The 20,471-nt window shown below is 65.8% G+C and carries 14 protein-coding genes; 5 read left to right on the forward strand and 9 right to left on the reverse strand.

The genetic code is table 11. The features are described from left to right. The first annotated feature begins 17 nt into the window (after positions 1-17). Positions 18-1,337: an MFS transporter gene (locus tag RP6297_RS04210; RefSeq protein WP_009238600.1), complete on the forward strand. Its 1,320-nt coding sequence runs from the start codon at positions 18-20 to the stop codon at positions 1,335-1,337. 3 nt (positions 1,338-1,340) lie between these two features. Here RP6297_RS04210 and RP6297_RS04215 read toward each other — a convergent pair whose 3' ends face one another. Continuing rightward, positions 1,341-3,173: an ABC transporter ATP-binding protein gene (locus tag RP6297_RS04215; protein ID WP_009277352.1), complete on the reverse strand. Its 1,833-nt coding sequence runs from the start codon at positions 3,171-3,173 to the stop codon at positions 1,341-1,343. Between the two features lie 443 nt (positions 3,174-3,616). Further along, positions 3,617-5,293 carry an L-lactate permease gene (locus tag RP6297_RS04220; RefSeq protein ID WP_009238598.1) on the reverse strand — a complete coding sequence of 559 codons (1,677 nt, stop codon included), beginning with the start codon at positions 5,291-5,293 and terminating at the stop codon, positions 3,617-3,619. Between the two features lie 268 nt (positions 5,294-5,561). Between RP6297_RS04220 and RP6297_RS04225 the strand changes: the two genes are divergently transcribed. The 3 genes from RP6297_RS04225 (at position 5,562) to RP6297_RS04235 (ending at position 12,434) form a co-directional block, all read left to right on the forward strand. Further along, on the forward strand, positions 5,562-7,925 hold the full coding sequence (locus RP6297_RS04225) for a patatin-like phospholipase family protein (protein WP_037027444.1): 2,364 nt from the start codon (positions 5,562-5,564) through the stop codon (positions 7,923-7,925). A gap of 169 nt (positions 7,926-8,094) precedes the next feature. Next, positions 8,095-9,276 carry an efflux RND transporter periplasmic adaptor subunit gene (locus RP6297_RS04230; RefSeq protein WP_009238596.1) on the forward strand — a complete coding sequence of 394 codons (1,182 nt, stop codon included), beginning with the start codon at positions 8,095-8,097 and terminating at the stop codon, positions 9,274-9,276. Between the two features lie 2 nt (positions 9,277-9,278). Continuing rightward, entirely contained in the window at positions 9,279-12,434 is a 3,156-nt protein-coding gene (locus tag RP6297_RS04235; RefSeq protein ID WP_009238595.1) for an efflux RND transporter permease subunit, read from the forward strand. A 12-nt stretch (positions 12,435-12,446) separates the two neighbouring features. Here the strand turns inward: RP6297_RS04235 and RP6297_RS04240 are convergent, their stop codons facing one another. The 7 genes from RP6297_RS04240 to RP6297_RS04270 form a co-directional block, all read right to left on the reverse strand. Next, positions 12,447-13,259: an alpha/beta hydrolase gene (locus RP6297_RS04240; RefSeq protein ID WP_009277354.1), complete on the reverse strand. Its 813-nt coding sequence runs from the start codon at positions 13,257-13,259 to the stop codon at positions 12,447-12,449. An 8-nt stretch (positions 13,260-13,267) separates the two neighbouring features. Beyond that, positions 13,268-14,554, reverse strand: coding sequence for an MASE1 domain-containing protein (locus RP6297_RS04245; protein WP_009238593.1), 1,287 nt, complete (start codon positions 14,552-14,554; stop codon positions 13,268-13,270). A gap of 88 nt (positions 14,555-14,642) precedes the next feature. Continuing rightward, a complete protein-coding gene (locus RP6297_RS04250; RefSeq protein ID WP_004629060.1) occupies positions 14,643-15,284 on the reverse strand; it encodes a glutathione S-transferase family protein in 642 nt (213 codons plus the stop codon). A 47-nt stretch (positions 15,285-15,331) separates the two neighbouring features. Beyond that, entirely contained in the window at positions 15,332-16,522 is a 1,191-nt protein-coding gene (locus RP6297_RS04255) for an aminotransferase-like domain-containing protein (protein ID WP_009238592.1), read from the reverse strand. A gap of 131 nt (positions 16,523-16,653) precedes the next feature. Beyond that, positions 16,654-17,124, reverse strand: a complete 471-nt coding sequence (locus RP6297_RS04260) for a RidA family protein (RefSeq protein ID WP_009238591.1) — start codon at positions 17,122-17,124, stop codon at positions 16,654-16,656. Positions 17,125-17,169: 45 nt separating this feature from the next. Further along, complete coding sequence (locus tag RP6297_RS04265) at positions 17,170-18,108, reverse strand: DMT family transporter (protein WP_009238590.1); 939 nt, start codon at positions 18,106-18,108, stop codon at positions 17,170-17,172. Between the two features lie 9 nt (positions 18,109-18,117). After that, on the reverse strand, positions 18,118-18,837 hold the full coding sequence (locus RP6297_RS04270; RefSeq protein ID WP_009238589.1) for an alanyl-tRNA editing protein: 720 nt from the start codon (positions 18,835-18,837) through the stop codon (positions 18,118-18,120). 55 nt (positions 18,838-18,892) lie between these two features. Between RP6297_RS04270 and RP6297_RS04275 the strand changes: the two genes are divergently transcribed. After that, complete coding sequence (locus tag RP6297_RS04275) at positions 18,893-20,446, forward strand: aminotransferase-like domain-containing protein (protein ID WP_171924915.1); 1,554 nt, start codon at positions 18,893-18,895, stop codon at positions 20,444-20,446. Positions 20,447-20,471: the final 25 nt, after the last annotated feature.

The following is a 20,471-nucleotide window of genomic DNA, read 5'->3' on the forward strand; positions in this document are numbered from 1 at the left end:
AGTTTCGGAGATAACCCATGTCGAACCACACCTCTGCGCCGTCGTACGCCGGCCGCGCCGACGCGCAGGCGACCGGCCACGCGCAACCGCTGTCGCGCACGCGCGCCATTGCCGCCATCACCATCGGCAACGGCCTGGAGTTCTATGACTTCGTGGTCTATAGCTTCTTCGCCACGCTGATCGGCCGGCTGTACTTTCCGGTCGGCAACGCGACCGGCCAGTTGCTCATGTCGTTCGCCACGTTTGGCGTCGGCTTCCTGATGCGGCCGCTCGGCGGTCTGCTGATCGGCATGTACGCCGACCGCGCAGGCCGCAAGCCCGCCGTGGCGCTCACGCTGTGGCTGATGGGCCTGTCGTCGCTGATCTTCGTCATCACGCCGACCTACGCCCAGATCGGCATCCTCGCGCCCATGTTCGTCGTGCTGGCGCGGCTGGTGCAGGGCTTTGCCATCGGCGGCGAGACGGGCGCTTCGACAGCGCTGCTGCTGGAGTACGCCGACGACCGCTCGCGCGGTTTCTACACGAGCTGGCAGCCGTTCAGCCAGGGGCTGGCGGCGCTGTTTGGCGCGCTGGTCGGCTTGCTGCTGAGCAATGTGCTGGCGCCCTCGGCACTGGAGTCGTGGGGCTGGCGGCTCGCATTCGTGATCGGCATTCTCGTGATCCCGGTCGGCCTGATCATCCGACGCCGGCTGGAGGAAACCGCCGCATCGCCCAGCACGCGCGAAGCCGACGCCACGCTGCCGCTGCTGCGCGAACACCGTCGCACGCTGGTGGCGAGCATTCTGCTGATGATCGGCGTGGCGTCGTCCACGTACATCATCGTGTACTACCTCAGCAACTACGCCGTGAGCGTGCTGCACATGCCGCTGTCGCTGGGCATCTGGGCCGCGTGCATTGCGGCGCTGGTGCAGGTAGTACTGTCGCCGTTTGCGGGCCGGCTGGCCGATCGCGTCGGGCGCCGCAAGGTCGTGCTGTGGTCGCGCGTTGCGCTGCTGGCGATGATCTATCCGGCCTTCGCTCTCATCAACGCCGACCCTTCGCTGACTCGGTTGCTGATCGTGGTCGGCTGCCTGTCGGTGCCGATGTCGATGACCTCGCCGGCATCGATGGTGCTGGTGAGCGAGGTGCTGCCGCAGCGGCTGCGCGCCACGGGGCTGTCGATTGCCTACTGTGTGGCCATTGCGATCTTCGGTGGATTTGCGCAGTTCTTCTCCACCGAGCTGATCGACCTCACGGGCAACGCGAATGCGCCGGCCTTCTACGTGATCGGCTGCGGGTTGGTCTCGCTGATCGGGCTGGCGATGGTGCCCGAAACGCTCGGCCGCCCACTGTCGTAACGCTCAGTCCACCCCGACGAAACCGCCGGTCTGGTGCGCCCACAGCCGCGCATACAGCCCGCCATGTTCCAGCAACTCGGCGTGCGTGCCGCTCTCGACGATGCGCCCGCCATCGAGCACGACCAGCCGGTCCATGCGCGCGATGGTCGAGAGCCGGTGCGCAATGGCAATCACGGTCTTGCCCTGCATCAGCGTTTCCAGGCTTTCCTGGATGGCGGCTTCCACTTCCGAATCCAGCGCTGACGTGGCTTCGTCCAGGATCAGGATCGGCGCGTCCTTGAGCAGCACACGCGCAATCGCAATGCGCTGGCGTTGACCGCCCGACAGCTTCACGCCACGTTCCCCAACCAACGCATCAAAGCCGCGCCGCCCTTGCGCATCGAACAGCTGCGGGATGAACTCGTCGGCGCGGGCCCGGTGCACCGCTTGCATCAATTCCGCCTCGGTGCTGTCGGGTTTGCCGTAGCGCAGGTTATCGCGGATGGAGCGGTGCAGCAGCGACGTGTCTTGCGTGACCATGCCGATCTGCTCCCGCAGGCTCTCCTGTGTCACGGCCGCAATGTCCTGGCCGTCGACGAGAATCCGGCCGCGCTCCACGTCGTACAGCCGCAGCAGCAGATTGACCAGCGTCGATTTGCCCGCACCCGACGGGCCGACGAGCCCGATGCGTTCACCGGGGCGCACCACGAGGTCCAGCCCTTCGATCACGCCGCTGCCCTTGCCGTAGTGAAAGCCGACGTGCTCGAAGCGCACTTCGCCCCGTGTCACTTGCAGCGGCTTGGCATCAGGCTGGTCGATCACGGCGCGCGGCAGCGCGATGGTCTGCATGCCGTCCTGCACCTGACCGACGTTTTCAAAGATGCCGTTCACCACCCACATGATCCAGCCCGACATGTTGTTGATGCGAATCACCAGCCCCGTGGTCAGCGCAATGGTGCCGGCGCTCACACGGCCCTGGCTCCACAACCACAGCGCGAGCGCCGACGTGCCGACAATCAACAGGCCGTTCATGGCCGTGATGGTGAAATCCATGCCGCTGATCATGCGGCCCGACAGGCGGGTCTTGTCCGTCTGCTCGGCCATGGCCTCGCGCGCGTAGCTTTCTTCATGCTGCGTATGCGCGAACAGCTTGAGCGTGGTGATGTTGGTGTAGCCGTCAACGATGCGGCCCATCAGCTTGGAACGCGACTCCGTGGCGATGACCGAACGCGCTTTCACGCGCGGCACGAAATAGCTCAGTGCCGCGATGTAGCAGCCAATCCACACCAGCAGCGGCACAACGAGCCACCAGTCGGCCCGGGCGAACAGCACCATCGCACTGATCGCGTAGATGACGACATGCCAGAGCGCGTCCACGGCCTGCACGGCGGAATCGCGCAGCGAAAAACCGGTCTGCATGATGCGTTGCGCGATGCGGCCCGCAAAGTCGTTCTGGAAAAACGTCAGGCTCTGCTTGAGCACGTAGCGGTGGTTCTGCCAGCGGATCAGGTTCGACAGGTTGGGGTTGATGACCTGATGCACGAGCACGTCGTGCAAGCCGAAGATGACCGGCCGCGCGATCAGCGCCACAAAGGCCATCCACAGCAGTTCGCTGCGGTGGCGGCCGAAGAACTCCGCGCCGGGGGTTGCCTGGATCATGTCGACGATGCGGCCGAGGAAGTCGAACAGCGCGACTTCAATCAGCGCGCCCAGCAACCCCACGAGCAGCAGGAACGCGAAGACGCCGCGCACCTCGCGCAGGAAGTGGGCGTAGAAGCGCCAGACATTTGCCGGAGGCTGGGTGTCGGGCAGCGGGCGGAACGGATCGATGAGCTTTTCCAGGCGGCGCAGCAGCATGTCGGGTCGGGGGGGGAAGAGGAGACCGACGCCCCAGGGCGGGACGTGCGCGGAAGAGCCGCCCATGATACGCGCGTGAAAGTGCCCATGTTGGCGGGGCGGCTTACGGAGTGCAGGGCTCGGCGATCGGCGTTCTGAACGCCGTGCGTGAGGTTTTGAACTTGACGATTGGGGTTCCGAACGCCACGCGTGGGGTTGTTGAACTTGGCGATTGGGGTTCAGAACGCGACGCGCGAGGTTTTGGACCCGGTGGTTGGCGTTCAGAACGCGACGCGTGAGGTTGTCGAACCAGGCGATTGGGGTTCGAAACTGGACACGAGAGGTTTTGAACTTCGCCGCTGGAGTTCGGAACCGGACGTGCGAGGTTTTTCGCTCGACGTGTCGGGTTCGCATGAAAAAAGCCGCTCGATTGAGCGGCTTTCGGGTTCCGTCGGGAGCGGGGCTCAGTGCACTACCATCCGCGAGAACGGCTCCACATAAGCCTGCAGGGTGATCATCAGCCCCACCAGGAAGGCGAGCGCCAGCGAATGGAAGAACACATACCGCAGGATGTCGCCCTCGTGGCCATACCACTTGGTGGCGGTGGAAGCCACGACGATGGACTGCGCGTCGATCATCTTGCCCATCACGCCGCCCGAACTGTTGGCCGCCGACATGAGGATCGGCGACAGGCCAAGCTGTTCGGCCGTGGTCTTCTGCAGGCCGCCGAACAGCACGTTCGATGCCGTATCGGAACCGGTGAGCGCCACGCCCAGCCAGCCCAGCATCGTGCCGAACAGCGGGTACAGCACGCCCGTGTGGGCGAAGGCCAGACCCAGCGTCGCGTCCAGGCCGGAGTAGCGCGTGAGGTAACCGATGCCGAACATCGCGCAGATCGTCAGCAGCGAATAGCGCGTGAGCTTGATGGTGTTCCAGTACTCCTTGAGCATGCGCGGCAGCGAGTAGCCCATCAGCAGGCCGCCGACGATGGCCGATACCAGGATGCCCGTACCCGCCATCGACAGGACGTTGAAGTTGAACACTGCGCCTTCGGCAATCACCTTGGGCACCACCGGCGGGCCCTTGAGCACCATCTTGTCGAGGCCCGGGATGGCGAACTTGAATGCCCAGAGGCCGTCGGCAAATGCCTTGAATTGCGGCACGCCCCAGATGAACACGAACACGGTCAGGATGACCCACGGCAACCATGCCTGCACGCGCGTGATCTTGCCGTTGGTGGCCGTGGTGGTTTCGCGGGCTTCGGCCGCGGCTTCGGGGTCGACGCGGGAGTTGTCTTCGCGGTTGCGCAGGGCGGTCGAGGTCCAGATCGTCTTGGGCTTCCACACCTTCAGGAACAGCGTGAGCGTGCCCATCGACACCAGCGCCGCAATCACGTCCACCAGCCACGGGCCGTGGAAGTTCGACACCAGGAACTGCGGAATCGCAAACGACACGCCCGCCACCAGGATTGCCGGCCAGATCTGCAGCATGCCGCGGAAGCCCGCGAACGCCCAGATCAGCCAGAACGGCACCAGCACCGAGAAGAACGGCAACTGGCGGCCAACCATGGCGGAGAGCTGCAGCAGGTCCAGCCCCGTGACCGAAGCCAGCCCGATGAGCGGGGCACCCAGCGCGCCGTAGGCCACCGGTGCGGTGTTGGCGATCAGGGCCAGGCCCGACGCGGCCAGTGGCGAGAAACCCAGGCCGATCAGGATGGCCCCCGTGACGGCCACCGGCGTGCCGAAGCCCGCCGCGCCTTCAAAGAACGCGCCGAAGCTGAACGCTACCAGCAGCAGCTGCAGGCGGCGGTCTTCGGTAATGCCGGAAATCGAGCTCTGTAACACCTTGAACGACCCGTTCAAGGTGGTGAGCCGGTGCAGGAAGATGATGTTGAGAACAATCCAGCCAATCGGGAACAGGCCGGAGACGATGCCCAGACCGGCTGCCTTGCTGGCCATCGCGGTCGGCATGCCGAACACGAACGAGGCGATTCCCACCCCGACGATCAGCGCCAGGCCGGCGGCCAGATGCGCCTGCATATGGAAGAACGCCAGCGAGCATAGCAGCACCGCCACCGGTATCCCGGCTGCGATGGTCGACCACACGGCGCTGCCGAGCGGGTCATAGACTTGATTCCACATCTTGATCTCCTCCTGTTTGGGCGTTTCAGTTCTTGTCGATACCGAACGTCTTCTGTTGCCCCTTTTCGCAGGGGCAAACGCGGATTGTAGGAACAAGCGTGTCCGGGTCCCGGCAATATTCTGTCACTTTCGCCCTGAAAAGTATTCATCGGCGCCGAGGCGTTGTTTGGCGCGGCGCACGCAATTGCACCGGGTAAATCCGGGTTGTGGAATCATTGCGCCTGCAGCGCTGCCCAGCATCCCCATAACCCTAGTTCGCCCTCCATTCATGGCTTCTCTGATGGCCTTCCTGCTTCGCCGCCGCGGCTCCCGATTGGCTGTCGCCGTGCTTACCGCGTTTGTGGCACTGACGACGTTGCCGCCCGCCGTGCATGGCCAGACTGCGGCGGCGCCAACGCAGGCGAACACCGAATCGACGCGGCCGCGAATCGGTCTGGTGCTCTCGGGCGGCGGGGCGCGCGGCTATGCGCATATTGGCGTGCTGAAGATGCTGGAGCGCCTGCGCATTCCCGTGGATGTGATTGCCGCCACGAGCATGGGCGCCGTCGTGGGCGGGTTGTACGCCAGCGGTATTCGGGCGGATGCGCTGGAGCAGAAGCTCTCGCAGGTCGACCTGAGCGACATCGCGTTCGATCGCAACGATCGCGCCAAGCTGCCGCAGTCGCTGCGCGAGGATGATTTCCAGTATCCGATCGGCCTGTCCGCCGGCTATGGCAACGGCAACCTCAAGCTGCCGGCCGGGCTGGTGCAGGGCAACCGCCTGCTCGCGCTGCTCAAGAACTGGACGGCGCAGTGGCCCGACAACATCGAGTTCTCGCGCCTGCCGATTCCGTTCAAGGCCATGGCGACGGATCTGGCCACGGGCGACGGGGTGATTCTCGACCACGGCTCGCTGCCACTGGCCATGCGGGCCAGCATGGCGGTGCCGGGGCTGTTCGCGCCCTTCGAGGTGGGCGGGCGCACGCTGGTGGATGGCGGCCTGGTGAGCAACCTCCCTGTGCAGCTTGCGCGCGACATGGGGGCTGACATCATCATCGCCGTCAACATCGGGTCGGACTTGGAGCGGCCTGAAGACCTGGCCTCGCCTGCGGCGGTGACACAACAGATGATCACCATCCTCGTGGGCCAGAACGTGCGTGCGCAAAAGGCGCTGCTGCGCGACAAGGATGTGCTGATCGAGCCACAGCTCACGGAACTTTCGTTCACCGATTTCGCCAAGGGCCCGCAGGGTGTGCGGCAAGGCGAGCGCGCGGCGCAGGGCGTCGAGGCGAAGCTCGCGACGTTGTCGCTGTCGCCGCAGGCGTATGCCGCGTACCGCGCTGCCCATCAGCCGCAAGGCACGTTGGTGGCAGGCGCGCGCATCGACGCCATCGATGTGACCACCAACGGCCGTGTGCCTGCGGCGCGTGTGCGCCAGTTGATCAAGGTGCGCGAAGGCGATGCGTATGACGCCGAGGCGCTGAACCGCGAGCTGTCGGCGCTAGCCACCACCGGCGACTTCGAAACCGTCACGCAGCAACTGGTGGAACAGAACGGCGTACATACGCTCAAGATCGACGCACACGAGAAGTCGTGGGGCAACCAGTTCTTCCTGTTCGGGCTGGGCATGTCGACCAACTTCGACGGGCGTGGCGCATTCAACATCAACCTTGGCCATCGGTATCCGTGGCTCACGCAGAGCGGGCTGGAGTGGCGCAACGACATCGTGCTCGGCAGCAACCGGGCGAGCATCCATACCGAGCTGCGCCAGCCGCTGTGGCAGGCGCGCGGGTTCTACGTGGCGCCGTACGCCGAGTACTCGCGCCGGCGCTCCGATCTTTACTTTGACGATCAGCCCCCCACCCGGGACGCCAAGCCGTTCAACAACCTGACCATCGAGACGGCACGCGCCGGCGTTGACCTGGGCATCCCGCTGGGCCGCAAGGGTGAACTGCGCCTGGGCGTGAACTACGTCAGGAAGACGGCAACGTTCAATTACCTGCAATTGATCGCGGACGAATTCGGGAATGTCGTGGATGCGACGGCTGTTGACCCCACGCGCGCGCAGCAACCGGCCTTCCGCGCCCAGCTCACGCTGGACCAGCTCGACGATCCGCTGTTCCCGCGTAGCGGCTATTACTTCTACAGCAGCGTGGAAACGGGCTTCGGCTCGCTCGACAAGAAGTTCAACACCGCCCAGGCCAAGGGCTTATGGGCCACGAGCTATGGGCGCCACACGTTCAATGTGGCGTTGGAAGGGGCGGGCCAGTTTGGCATCAACAGCCCGACGCGTGAAAACGACGGCAACACGAGCAACGGCGCCAACGAAGGCTTCTTCCTGGGCGGCTTCCAGCACCTTTCGGCGTATGCGCAGGATCAGTTCAACGGCCAGTACATGCTGTATGGCCGCCTGACCTATCTGTACGACCTGCGCGTCGAAGATCTGCTCGGCCTGCGCGCGCCGGTGTTCGGCGCCAGCGCCGAGGCCGGGAATGTCTGGCAGCTGCGCAACAACTTTGGCAAGGGCCCTTACCTGAAGAGCGGCAGCGTATTTGTTGGCGGCACCAGCCCGATCGGGCCGCTCTACTTCGGTTTTGCGGTGGCGCCGCAGGGCGTGTGGAACGTGTACCTGCAGCTCGGTCGCGTCTTCTGAAACCGCATCAAGGGGCAGCAGGCCAGCCTGGCGTACGGTCAGCGCCTGCTTCGTAAGGTCTTGATCAGATTGGGAAATCAATCGGTCAGCTTGCAGCGGATGTGCGTGCTAGCCTTCCGCTTCGCTTCGTTCAAGACCTCGGGCGCGGTCGCGCCCAGCCCCCTTTCCCATGATGTTCTCCGTGTTGTTCCGTCGTTACCGTTCGTCCCCGTGGTTGCTGTGCGTGTGCGCCTTGGCTGCGTTGCAGGGCTGCGGCAAGCATGCTGATGAGGCCGCCAAGCCCGCTGGCCCGCCGGAGGTCGAGTTTGTCGTTGCACAGCGCTCCGATGCGCCGCTTGTGACCGAACTGCCGGGCCGCCTGGAGCCGTATCGCACGGCGCAAGTGCGCGCGCGCGTGGACGGCATCGTCCTCAAGCGCGCCTATGAAGAAGGCCAAGTGGTCAAGGCCGGCCAGGTGCTGTTCCGCATCGATCCGGCGCCGCTCAAGGCACAGGTGGACGCCGCGCAAGGCGCGCTTACTCGTGCGCAGGCACAACTCGCCATCGCGCGCGACAAGGCTGCCCGCTACAAGGGGCTGGCCGCCACGCGTGCCGTGAGCGAGCTGGAATACGCAGAAGCGCAAGCCGCAGAGCGTCAGGCCGCCGCAGACGTGGTGTCCAGCCGTGCTGCGCTGGAAACCGCGCAACTGCGTCTGGGCTATGCCACTGTTACGGCGCCGATTGCCGGCCGCTCGCGCCGCGCGCAGGTCACCGAAGGCGCGCTGGTCAAGGAAGACGCCGCCACGCCGCTGACCACCGTCGAGCAGATCGACCCGATCTACGTCGACTTTGCGCAGCCCGCCGCCGAGGTGCTGGCCTTGCAGCGCGCGCTCAAGAAGGGCCAGGCCGCTGCATTGAGCGGCAAGGACATCGGCGTGCAGGTCATCCTGAGCGATGGCGTGGCGTACGAGCGCCCCGGCAGGTTGCTGTTCTCCGATCTGGCGGTGGACCGCGCGACCGATAACGTTTCGATGCGCGCCGTGCTGCCCAACCCCGATGGCTTGCTGCTGCCCGGCATGTATGTGCGCGTGAAGCTCTCGCACGCCGTGCAGCAGGGCGCGGTGACGGTTCCGAAGGGCGCATTGCAGCGCGATCGCCAGGGGGCATCGGTGTTCGTGGTGCAGGCCGACAATACGCTGGCCGCGCGGCCCGTGGCTGCGCAAACGTTGGCCGGCGACCAATGGCTGGTGACCAGTGGGCTGTCCGGCGGAGAGCGCCTCGCCATTCCGGGCATGCAGGCGCTGGAAGCGGGCATGGCGGTCAAGCCGGTGCCCGCAGCACCGCGTGCTGACACCGAGCCGAAGAAAGGCTGACCATGGCGCGCTTCTTTATCGACCGCCCGGTCTTTGCCTGGGTGATTGCGCTGGCCATCATCCTGGCCGGCGTGCTCGCACTGCCCAAGCTGCCGGTGGCGCAGTATCCGAACATCGCGCCGCCCAACGTCAGCATCTCGGCCAACTACCCGGGCGCGTCCGCGCGCACGGTGGAGAGTGCCGTCACCGCCATCATCGAGCGCGAGATGAACGGCGCGCCGGGGCTGCTGTACATGTCGTCGTCGTCCGATGCGGCGGGCAACGTGTCGATCAACCTGTCGTTCACGCAGGGTACGAGCCCGGATCTTGCGGCGGTGGAGGTGCAGAACCGGCTGAAGATCGTCGAGGAGCGCCTGCCTGAAGTCGTGCGCCGCAATGGCATCCGCATCGAGAAGGCGGCCGAGAACTACATGATGTATCTGTCGCTGACGGCCGAGCGCGGGCGCTTTGACGGCATCGACCTGGGCGACCTCGCTTCGTCTGATCTGATTCCGCAGTTGCGCCGCGTGCCGGGCGTCGGCACTGCGCAGTTGTTCGATGCGGAATACGCCATGCGCATCTGGCCCGATGCCGACAAGTTGACTGCATTGGGCCTGACCGCCGGTGATTTGAGCGATGCCGTGCGCCGGTACAACGCGCGCATCACCGTGGGTGAAATTGGCAGCGGCGCCGTGCCGGGCAGCGCGCCCATCAACGCGAGCGTCACCGGTGACGATGGGCTGACTACGCCCGATGCGTTCGGCCAGATCCCGCTGCGTGCGGACGCGCAGGGCCGCATGGTGCTGCTGCGCGATGTGGCGCGTGTGGAACTGGGCGGTAGCGATTACCTATACCTCTCGCGCATGAATGGCAAGCCGGCCACGACCATCGGAATCAAACTGGCGCCGGGTGCCAACGCCGTGGGCGTCGCCAAGCGCGTGCGCGCGGTGCTGGACCAAGCGCAGGCGCGATTCCCGCCCGGCGTGCGCTACGAGGTGGCGTACGATAGTTCGCGCTTTGTCGGTATCGCCATCGAGCAGGTGGTCAAGACGCTGCTCGAAGCCGTGGTGCTGGTGTTCCTGGTGATGATGCTGTTCATGCAGAACCTGCGCGCGACGCTCATCCCGACGCTGGTCGTGCCGATCGCGCTGCTGGGTACGTTCGCGGTGATGCTGCCCATGGGTTTCTCCATCAACGTGCTGACGCTGTTCGGCCTGGTGCTCGCCATCGGCATCCTTGTCGACGATGCCATCGTGGTGGTGGAAAACGTCGAACGCGTGATGCACGAAGAAGGGCTCTCGCCGCGCGAGGCAACGGCCAAGGCGATGCGGCAGATCAGCGGTGCGATTGTCGGCATCTCGCTGGTGCTGACGGCAGTGTTCGTGCCGATGGCGTTCTTTGGCGGCGCGGTAGGCAACATTTACCGGCAGTTTTCGCTGTCGCTTGCCGTGTCGATGGTGTTCTCGGCATTCCTGGCATTGACGCTCACGCCGGCGCTTTGCGCGACGCTGCTCAAGCCGGTGCAGCCGGACCACGGCGCCGAGCGCAAGGGCTTCTTCGGCGCATTCAACCGGGGCTTTGCGCGGTTGACGGCACGCTACCGGGGCGGCGTTGCCATGCTGCTGAATCGCACGGGCCGTGCACTGGTGGCGTACGGCGCGGTTATCGGCGTGGTCGTGCTGCTGTTCATGCAACTGCCGACGGCCTTTCTGCCGGAGGAAGATACCGGTGAGTTCATGACCGTCGTCATGCTGCCGACCGGCGCCACACAGGCGCAGACGCTCGACGTCGTTCGGCAGGCAGAGCAGTACTTCATGACGCAGGAACCGGCCGTGGCGTCTACGCTCGCCATCACCGGGTTCAGCTTGTACGGCAACGGCCAGAACGCGGCCATGCTGTTCCTGACGCTCAAGGACTGGAAGCAGCGCAAGGGTGCTGGCCAGCATGTCGATGCCGTGGTCGAGCGCGCCAACGCGGCATTCGGCAAGATCAAGGGCGCGATGGTCATGGCGATGAACTCGCCGGCCCTGCCGGAACTGGGCAGCAAGCCGGGGTTCGACCTGCGCTTGCAAGACCGCGGCGGTGCCGGCTACGAGCGCCTCGCGCAGGCACGCGACCACATGCTCGCCGAGGCGGCGAAGCATCCTGCGCTGTCGGAAGTCACGTTTGCAGGCCAGGGCGATGCGCCGCAGGTTCTGATCGATGTGGACCGCAAGAAAGCCCTGGCGATGGGCGTGTCGATCGAAGACATCAACCGCACGCTGGCCGTGATGTTCGGCTCCGACTACGCGGGCGATTTCGTCTACCGCAACCAGGTGCGCCGCGTGATCGTGCAGGCCGACGGCAAGCAGCGCGTTTCGGTCGAGCAGCTTGGCCGCATGCACGTGCGCAATGCAGCAGGGGCCATGGTGCCGCTTTCCGCATTCACCACCACCAAGTGGATCGTCGGGCCGCTCAAGCTGGATCGCTACAACGGCTTTCCGGCCATGACGATCACCGGCGCGCCTGCACCCGGTCATAGCTCCGGCGAGGCGATGGCGGCGATGGAGTCGATCGCGCGCGGCCTGCCTGCAGGCTTCGGCTACGAGTGGACGGGGCAGTCGTTCGAGGAGCAGCTGTCGGGCGCGCAGGCGCCGGCGCTGTTTGCGTTGTCGATCCTCGTCGTGTTCCTGTGCCTGGCCGCGCTGTACGAGAGCTGGTCAATTCCGCTGGCGGTCTTGCTGGTGGTGCCGCTCGGCGTGCTGGGCGCGCTGTTGGGCGCCACGCTGCGCTTCCTGCCCAACGACATCTACTTCAAGGTCGGGCTGATTGCCACCATCGGCCTGTCGGCCAAGAACGCGATCCTGATCATCGAAGTGGCCAAGGATCTGGTGGCGCAAGGGATGGGCTTGATTGAAGCCACGCTGGAAGCTGCGCGGTTGCGGTTCCGGCCGATCGTGATGACGTCGCTCGCGTTTGCGTTTGGCGTCGTGCCACTGGCGCTTGCAAGCGGCACGGCATCGGCCAGCCAGCGCGCTATCGGCACGGGCGTGCTGGGCGGGATCATCGCTGCAACGGTGCTGGCGGTGTTCCTGGTGCCGGTGTTCTTTGTGGTGGTGCGGCGCGTGTTCAAGGGCAGCGAGCGGCAGCGCCGGCTGGACGCGGCGCACGAGCACGAGACGGCCGGGCCGGCCGCCTGATCGGCGTCGGCATCAATCTGCGGCGGCTGGGCCTTTGCGCCTGGCTGCTGCCGGGTCGAAGCCGAAAAAGCCAAGGACCTCTGCTGCGACCTGATCGCGGTCGTTGTCCACGCAGATCATGTGGTAGCTGTTTTCCAGCACCACGCTGCGCGCATGGGGCAGGGTGGCCTGCAGCGTTTGGGCGGAACGCAGGCTGGTGAGTTCGTCTTCACGCGAATGGATCACCAGCGTCTGGCACTGCGTATCGGGCGCCCCGGCCAGTGCCCAGCGTCGCAGCCGGTCCACCTGCCGAATGCACGCCAGCGGCACCCACGGGTAGTGGAAGCTGTCACCGCGTGCGAGCTTCGCCTTGATGATCCGCCGCAACAGCGGGTTCTTGATGCCGAACGGCTCGTCCTCTTCCACGCGCATGCGCGCCGCCATGCCCGGGATGCGATACACCGCGTAGCGTAGATCCCGATACCACGGTGTCGACCAGCCATCGATATGGACGGGCGTGGCGAGCAGCGCCAGCCTGTTCTGCGGGCGCGCAATGCCATGCCGAACCCGGTGCGCCAGCACCAGTGCCAGCAATGCGCCCATGCACATCCCCGCGATATGCACGGTGTCATGCTCGGCGGCAAGCCGTTCATACGCTTGCGTAAGCGTTTCAAGCCACGCCTCGGCAGGCATGTGGATCAGGTCTTCCGGGCGCGTGCCGTGGCCGGGCAAGGTCGGCACGTGCGTGACCGCGCCGGCGTTGCGCAGCGCTTTCTGCAGCACGCCCACGTCGTAGGCTGTGCCGCCCAGACCATGGATCAGCAGCACGGCCGTGCTGCCGGGCACCGATGGGGTCACAGTGCGGTCTCGACCGACCAGGTCCCGGCCACGAGCGCCGTGTTGCCAACCGCATCCGTCAGGGGGCGACCGGTATCCACCACGGTGTGCAGTGTGCCGTCGCGTGCGGTGATGCGCAGCGTCTGGCGGCGTGCGGGCGTTGCTGCATCGCCCTCCAGCACGGCGGCCCCGAGCCAGCGCGCGCGCAGCGCATCGCGGTCATCCGGATGCACCAGTTGCAGTACGGTCGAGATCGACGCCATGCTTGCCGGTTCGTGTCCGAACATGAGCGCGACGTCGCCGCCCCAGTCAATGCGGCCGCTGGCTGGGTCGATGGTGTAGACAAGCTGGCCCGACGCCGCCAGCGCCAGTTCGACGCGGTTTTGCCACTGCGCGCTTTGCTCGTGCAGTTGTTCGCGCGTGGTCTTGAGTGCGCTCACCAGCAGCACCAGCAGCGCGGCAATGCCGAGGTACAGCTGCGTTTCCAGCAGCGACTGGCCATAGTGGTGATCCAGCACGGCGAACGGGCCGTCGCCTTCGGCGGTTTGCGTGAGCGCCACCAGCGTGAGCAGCAGCACCGCCAACGAGCCACCGCGGCCGCCCCACATCAGCGCCACCACCACGGCAAAGAACAGCGGGACGTACGTCAGCGCAAAGCCGATTCCATCGCCAAACTTGGCATCGCTGTTGCCATCGAAAATGATGTATGACGACAGCGCCAGCGCAACGACGGCCGCCAGACCGAGCAGGAAATCCGTGCGGTCGGTGCCACCCGAGCGGAATGCGCGAAAGCGCGACCATGCCGCGAGCACCGGCGTGACGATCAGCACGCCCAGGAAATCCGAAGCCGCCCAGATGCGCAGCACGTGTCCGAACGAGCCGCCCTGCGACCAGGCAAACCACGCCGCGCCGAACAACGCCCCAAGCAGCGCACTGACCGCGCCCGCCACCAGCATTGCGCGCACGAAGTAGAGGCCTTCGAGCGGCACGCGCGCGAGCCTCACCAGCGCCACGGCCAGGGCCGCACTACCGGCTTCGTCGAGCACGAAGAGCATGGCGTGCGCGGGGTTGGTGCGCTCGATCGCCGCCAGCATCAGCTGCGCCACGGCAAACGCTGCCCCCAGCCCGGGCCATTCGCGATACGGCCGCAGCATGAACGCGGCCATGGCCACGCCCGCCGGCAGCCAGATGTAGCCCGTCATGTCGATCGGCCCGTTCAGCCGGTGCGACACGATGGCGGCAACCAGGTAAAGCGCGCCCCAGAGGGCCGTGGCGACGGTCGTTGAAGGTCGGTTCAATGGCATCCGGGTTTCCCTCGGTGAAAACAAAAACCGCGCCGGCGTCGGTGCCGTGCGCGGTTGATGATGCTACCGCAATCGGTTTCAGGCGGGCTTAGACCACGGGCAGTGCCAGGACTTCCCGCGCGGCGCGGCGGTCGCGCAGTTCGGCCATCCAGCGCTCGAGGTTCGGTCGCGCAGGACGGTCCATCGGCAGGCCCAGCCAGCGGTGCGTGGCGCAGCCGCAGACGATGTCGGCCATGGTGAAGCGACGGCCGGCCACGTACGGCTGCTTGGCCAGCACGGCTTCGAGGATGGCGGTGCTGCGCTCCGCGGCCTGGCGCGAGCGTTCAATGCGCGCGGCGTCGCGCTGGTCTTCCGGCGTGCGCACGAGCTGCAGGAACGCATCCACCATCGATGGGCTGTAGGACGTGGTCTGCCAATCCATCCAGCGGTCGGCATCGGCGCGCTCGTGAAGTTCGAGGGGGTAGAGGTTGCCCGGGCCGTAGCGCGCCGAGAGATAGCGCACGATGGCGTTGGATTCCCACAGCACGAAGCGCGTGTCGCCGGCATCGTCCAGGCCATCTTCGATGACAGGGATCATCCCGTTCGGGTTCATCGCCTTGAATTCCGGCGTGTCAACGCCGCCGAAGGCGCCGCCGACGTCGATGCGCTCGTGGTCCAGCGACAGCTCATGCGCGCACCAGACGACCTTCTGAACGTTGACCGAAGAGAGTCTTCCCCAGATCCGCAGCATCGACGACGGCTCCTTTTTTGAATGGATGGAGTGGTTAGTTAGGTAATTTAGGCGGCCTTGGGCGTGAGCGCCGCGATTTCCGCGCGCATCAACTCGCCCAGCACGGCAATGCCTTGCTCGATACGCTCCGGTGTCACTGTTACGAACGCGAGGCGGAGTGTGTTGCGGCGCGGCGCATTGGCATAGAACGGCGCGCCCGGCACAAACGCCACGTTGCGCGCGACGGCCTTCTCCAGCAGCGCCATCGTGTCGATGCCTTCCGGCACTTCCACCCAGATGAACATGCCGCCTTCCGGACGGTTCCAGTGCACGCCGGCCGGCATGTGGCGCGTGAGCGAGTCGAGCATCGCTTCGCATTGCTTGCCGTAGAGGTTTCGGATGCTCGGGATGTGCGTATCGAGCAGCCCGGTCTTCAGCACCTCGTACGCCACACGCTGCGTGAAGCTCGGCGTGTGCAGATCCGATGCCTGCTTGGCCTGCACGAGTTTGAAGTGGATGTGTTCGGGCGCAATGATGTAGCCCAGGCGCATGCCCGGTGCCAGGATCTTCGAGAACGAGCCCATGTAGACCACGCCGTCCGGATTGAGCGAGCGCAGCGAGGGCAGGGCGTCGCCGGTGTAGCTCAGTTCACCGTACGGATCGTCTTCTACGAGCAGCACGCCCAGTTCCTTCGCGCGGGCCACCAGGGCCTGGCGGCGGTCCAGCGGCAGGCGGCGGCCGGTCGGGTTCTGGAAGTTCGGGATCGTGTAGAAGAAGCGCGCGCCCGCCGCCAGCTCCGGCGTGAGCGCGTCCGGCAGCAGGCCTTGGTCATCGGTGGCGATGGACGTATAGGTCGGCTCGAACAGCGAGAACGCTTGCAGCGCGCCCAGGTACGTCGGCGTTTCGACCAGCACCTTGCTTTGCGGGTCGATGAAGATCTTGCCGAGCAGGTCCAGGCCCTGCTGCGAGCCCGTGGTGATCAGCACGCGCGAGGCGGTGGTGCCATGACGCTGGGCAATCCACTCGCGCAGCACCGACAGGCCTTCCGTCGGCGTGTATTGCAGCGAGGCCTGCGGATTGTCGGCAAACATGCGGGCACACGCCGCCTGAATCGCTTCGACCGGGAAGGTGACCGGGGCGGGCAGGCCGCCGGCAAACGAAATGACCTCAGGACGTTCGGTGATCTTGAGGATTTCCCGGATCGCCGAGCTGGTCAGTTTCTGAGCGCGGCTGGAGAAGGTACAGGCGGTGTGGTCCATGGTGTGGTCCTAGTGTTACAGCGCCCACCTCGTGAGCGAGCGCCGTGGGTGGGCAAGACGGTGAGAATAGCAGGCAACCGACCCGTCTAACACTGGCCGGCTGCCGGTGGCACAGCAGGAAAAAGCGTCGCTCAGGCGACTTCTGCAATCAGCTCGATCTCGACGCACGCACCAAACGGAATCTGTGCGACGCCGAAGGCGCTGCGTGCGTGCTTGCCGGCGTCGCCAAACACCTCGACGAACAGTTCCGATGCGCCGTTGGTCACCAAGTGCTGCTCGGTGAACTCCTGGGTGGAGTTGACCAGGCTCATCACCTTGACGATCCGCTTGACGCGGCTGAGATCACCGCCCAGGTGCGTGTTCAGCGTGGCGATCAGGTCGATGGCGATGGCGCGTGCCGCGGCCTTGCCTTGTTCCGTGGTCATGTCGGCGCCGAGCTTGCCAACCCACGGCTTGCCGTCTTTCTTGGCGATGTGGCCGGACAGGAAGACCTGGTTGCCGGTTTGCGCGGCCATGACGTAGGCGGCAGCGGGGGCGCCGGCGGCAGGCAGTTCGATGCCGAGTTGCTTGAGCTTGGCCTGAGCGTCGTGCGAGGCGGTCATGAAGACTCCTTGGTAAGTGCGGTCAACAAAAGAGGGAAGACGTTGCTATCGGCGGACCGACGTGCGCCGGCCGATGCCGACCACGGCAATCACGGCCAGCGCAAACAGTACGGTCGGCGCATCGAGCGATTCGCCCAGCAGCAGCCAGCCGCCGATCAACGTCATGAAAGGTTGCAGCAATTGTATCTGCCCGACCCGCGCAACACCGCCTGCCGCCAGGCCGGAGTACCAGAACAGGAAGCCGATGAACATGGAAAAGGCCGATACATAAGCCAGCCCCATCCAGGCACGGGACGACGCATGCACCAGGGCTTCGGCCTGATGGGATGACGGCATCCACGCTAGCGCCCCCACGATCGGGAGCAGCACAGGGAGCGAGACGACCAGCGCCCAGGCAATCGTCCGCGTGCCGCCCAGCTCGCGCGCAAGCTTGCCGCCGGTGGCATAGCCGAGGGCGCCGGTCACCATCGCGGCGAAGAGTAGCCAATCGGCGCGGTGCAGGGCGCCCGCTCCTTGCAGCAGTGCAAATGAAACAACAAGCACGCTGCCAATGACCGCGCAGAGCCAAAACCCGGGGGACGGCCGCTCGCGCCCAAACCAGGCGGCGAAGATGGCGGTCGCAAGCGGCAGCAGGCCGGTGATGATGGCGCCATGCGCTGCCGGCACATCGCGCATCGCCAGCGACGAGAACAGCGGAAAGCCGACCACCACGCCCATCGCCGTCACCGCCAATTGCCACCATTGATGGCCGCGCGGGCGCTTGCCGGCCGAGAACGCGCCCGTGACCGCGAGCAGCACGAGCGCCAGAACGCTTGCCAGAACGGCACGCGCCAGTGCCACGAAGGTCGCATCCAACTCGGCGACGGCCATGCGCGTGAATGGCAGCGTCTGGCTGAAGATGGCCACGCCGATGAAGCCGAGCAGCAAGCCCCGGCGTTCGGCATGGTCGGCGTGTTGCATGGGGAGGGCGGCGGACTTGTTCATGGTGGCCGCTCAGTCTGCAAACGCTACGGCCACGCGTCGGTTCTGGCGGCTCTTCTTTTCGATCTTGGTGACGATCACGCGGCCGATTTCGCCGGTGGCGCGCACGTGGGTGCCACCGCACGGCTGCCGGTCGATGCCGTCGATGTGGATGATGCGGATGGCCGATGCGCCCGCCGGCGGCGCCGCGCCGATGGTGCGCACGAGTTCGGGCTGGGCGGGCAGTTCTTCCGGGGTGATCAGGTCGATGCGCACCGGCGTGTTACGGCCGATGAGTTCGTTGAGCTGTGTGGTCAGCGTGTCGCGGTCGAGCGTCGATTCCGGCAGGTCGAAATCGATGCGGCCGGCGTCTGGCGAGATACCGCAGCCCGTGACGGGCACCGGAATTAGCGAGCCCAGCAGGTGCAGGCAAGTATGCAGCCGCATCAGCCGGTGGCGGCGGTCCCAGTCGATGGTGGCCGTGATGGCCGTGCCGGGTGCGAGCAGCGTGAGGCCAGCATTGTCGGCGGGCACATGCAGGACGGTTTGGCGATCCGGGCTGTAGACGGTGTCGGCAATCGCGATGGTTGTTCCATCGGCCAGGACGAGTGTGCCGGTATCGCCAGCCTGGCCGCCGCTGCGGGCGTAAAACACCGTTGCGTCCAGCTCAATGCCTTCCGGGTGCAGAGCGACGACGGTGGCATCGCAGGTGGTGCGGTAAGCGTCTTCGTCAAAACGTTTCAACGTTGGCATGGCGGCGTCTCCGGGTTCGCTGGGGGCGGAATTCTGACCTTGATCCTACCGAACTGTGTCTGTACAGTACCTGTACACTTTGTCGTGGCGCTTTCTGTACAGTTTTCGGCCCGCTCACGCCTACCTCGTCATGAATTCCACCTCCCACATCATCAGCCTGGATGCCCGCCGCGCAGCCGCCCGCCCGGCGGCGGAGCAGTTGCCCGATCCGATTCCATCCGCGCAGATGACGCTGGTGGATCAGCTCACCGAATGGGCGCGCATGCGCATCGACGAGCGCGTGTTTCGTGCCGGCATGCGCATGCCGTCGATCCGGCAACTGGCGCAGGAGAAGAGCATTTCGCGCTTCACCGTGGTGGAGGCGTACGAGCGGCTGGTGGCGCAGGGGTATCTGGAATCGCGCCGCGGATCGGGCTTCTACGTCAAGGAGCGCCAGGCGCCACTGCCCGAGGAGCCGGTTGCGCCGCCGCCCACCGCCGCCCGCAAGATCGACGTGACATGGCTGCTGCGGAACATGTTCCATTCTGCCGAGCCGCGCAAGGCGCCGGGCATCGGCTTTCTGCCCAACGGCTGGCTCGACGGCGAGCTGATCGCCAACGCGCTGCGCACGCTCGGCCGGCAGAACGGCAACCAGTTTCTCGCGTGGGGATCGCCGCAGGGCTTTTTGCCGCTGCGTCAGCAGTTGCAGACACGGTTGGCGGAGCTGGAGATCGGCGCGCGGCCGGAACAGATCGTCATGACCTCGGGCATCACCTCGTCGCTGGACCTGATCGCGCGCCAGTACGTGCAGCCCGGCGATACGGTGCTGGTGGGCGATCCGGCGTGGTTCCTGATGTTCGGCCGCTTTGCCGCGCAAGGGGCGCAGGTGATCGGCGTGCCGTACACCGCCGAGGGGCCCGACCTGATGGCGCTGGAGGGGCTGGTGCAGGTGCGCCGGCCCAAGCTGCTGATCATCAACTCGATCCTGCATAACCCGACGGGCACGTCGCTGTCGGCGGCCAAGGCGTTTCAGTTGCTGCGGCTGGCCGAGCAGTACGGTTTCCTGATCGTCGAAGACGATATCTACGGCGATCTCGCCCCGCCCGGACACCCCGGCACGCGGCTGGCCAGCCTCGACCAGCTGCGCCGTGTGATCTACCTGAGCAGCTTCTCCAAGACGCTCGCGGCCAACCTGCGCGTGGGGTTCATTGCCTGCCACCCCGAGCTGGCCAAGAACCTCGTCGACGGCAAACTGCTGACGGGCCTGGTCACGCCCGAGATCATCGAGCGCGTGCTCTACAAGATCCTGACCGAAGGCCATTACCGCAAGCATGTCGAACGCATACGCGCCCGTCTGGACCGCGCCCGCGACGGCGTGCAGCGCAGCCTCGAGCGCATGGGGCTGAAGCTGTTTGCGCAGCACGGCGCGGGCATGTTCCTCTGGGCCGATACGGGGCAGGACACCAACGCCATTGCCCGCGCCGGGCACGAACAGGGCTATGTGTTTGCGCCCGGAAGCCTGTTCTCGCCGTCGCAGATGCCGTCGACGTGGATGCGCTTCAACATTGCGACCAGTGCGGACCCGGATCTGCTCCGGTTCCTGGCCGGGCAGCTCGATCGTGGGGCTTGAAAACCGAGCCCGACGCCCTATCTAG

It is taken from the genome of Ralstonia pickettii, from assembly GCF_016466415.2.
Classification (GTDB): domain Bacteria; phylum Pseudomonadota; class Gammaproteobacteria; order Burkholderiales; family Burkholderiaceae; genus Ralstonia; species Ralstonia pickettii.

What these genes read in the sequence shown, in the direction of transcription:
- RP6297_RS04210 (WP_009238600.1), top strand. Translation starts at nt 18, where the DNA reads ATGTCGAACCACACCTCTGCGCCGTCGTACGCCGGCCGCGCCGACGCG.
- RP6297_RS04215 (WP_009277352.1), bottom strand. Translation starts at nt 3,173, where the DNA reads ATGCTGCTGCGCCGCCTGGAAAAGCTCATCGATCCGTTCCGCCCGCTG.
- RP6297_RS04220 (WP_009238598.1), bottom strand. Translation starts at nt 5,293, where the DNA reads ATGTGGAATCAAGTCTATGACCCGCTCGGCAGCGCCGTGTGGTCGACC.
- RP6297_RS04225 (WP_037027444.1), top strand. Translation starts at nt 5,562, where the DNA reads ATGGCTTCTCTGATGGCCTTCCTGCTTCGCCGCCGCGGCTCCCGATTG.
- RP6297_RS04230 (WP_009238596.1), top strand. Translation starts at nt 8,095, where the DNA reads ATGATGTTCTCCGTGTTGTTCCGTCGTTACCGTTCGTCCCCGTGGTTG.
- RP6297_RS04235 (WP_009238595.1), top strand. Translation starts at nt 9,279, where the DNA reads ATGGCGCGCTTCTTTATCGACCGCCCGGTCTTTGCCTGGGTGATTGCG.
- RP6297_RS04245 (WP_009238593.1), bottom strand. Translation starts at nt 14,554, where the DNA reads ATGCCATTGAACCGACCTTCAACGACCGTCGCCACGGCCCTCTGGGGC.
- RP6297_RS04250 (WP_004629060.1), bottom strand. Translation starts at nt 15,284, where the DNA reads ATGCTGCGGATCTGGGGAAGACTCTCTTCGGTCAACGTTCAGAAGGTC.
- RP6297_RS04255 (WP_009238592.1), bottom strand. Translation starts at nt 16,522, where the DNA reads ATGGACCACACCGCCTGTACCTTCTCCAGCCGCGCTCAGAAACTGACC.
- RP6297_RS04260 (WP_009238591.1), bottom strand. Translation starts at nt 17,124, where the DNA reads ATGACCGCCTCGCACGACGCTCAGGCCAAGCTCAAGCAACTCGGCATC.
- RP6297_RS04265 (WP_009238590.1), bottom strand. Translation starts at nt 18,108, where the DNA reads ATGAACAAGTCCGCCGCCCTCCCCATGCAACACGCCGACCATGCCGAA.
- RP6297_RS04270 (WP_009238589.1), bottom strand. Translation starts at nt 18,837, where the DNA reads ATGCCAACGTTGAAACGTTTTGACGAAGACGCTTACCGCACCACCTGC.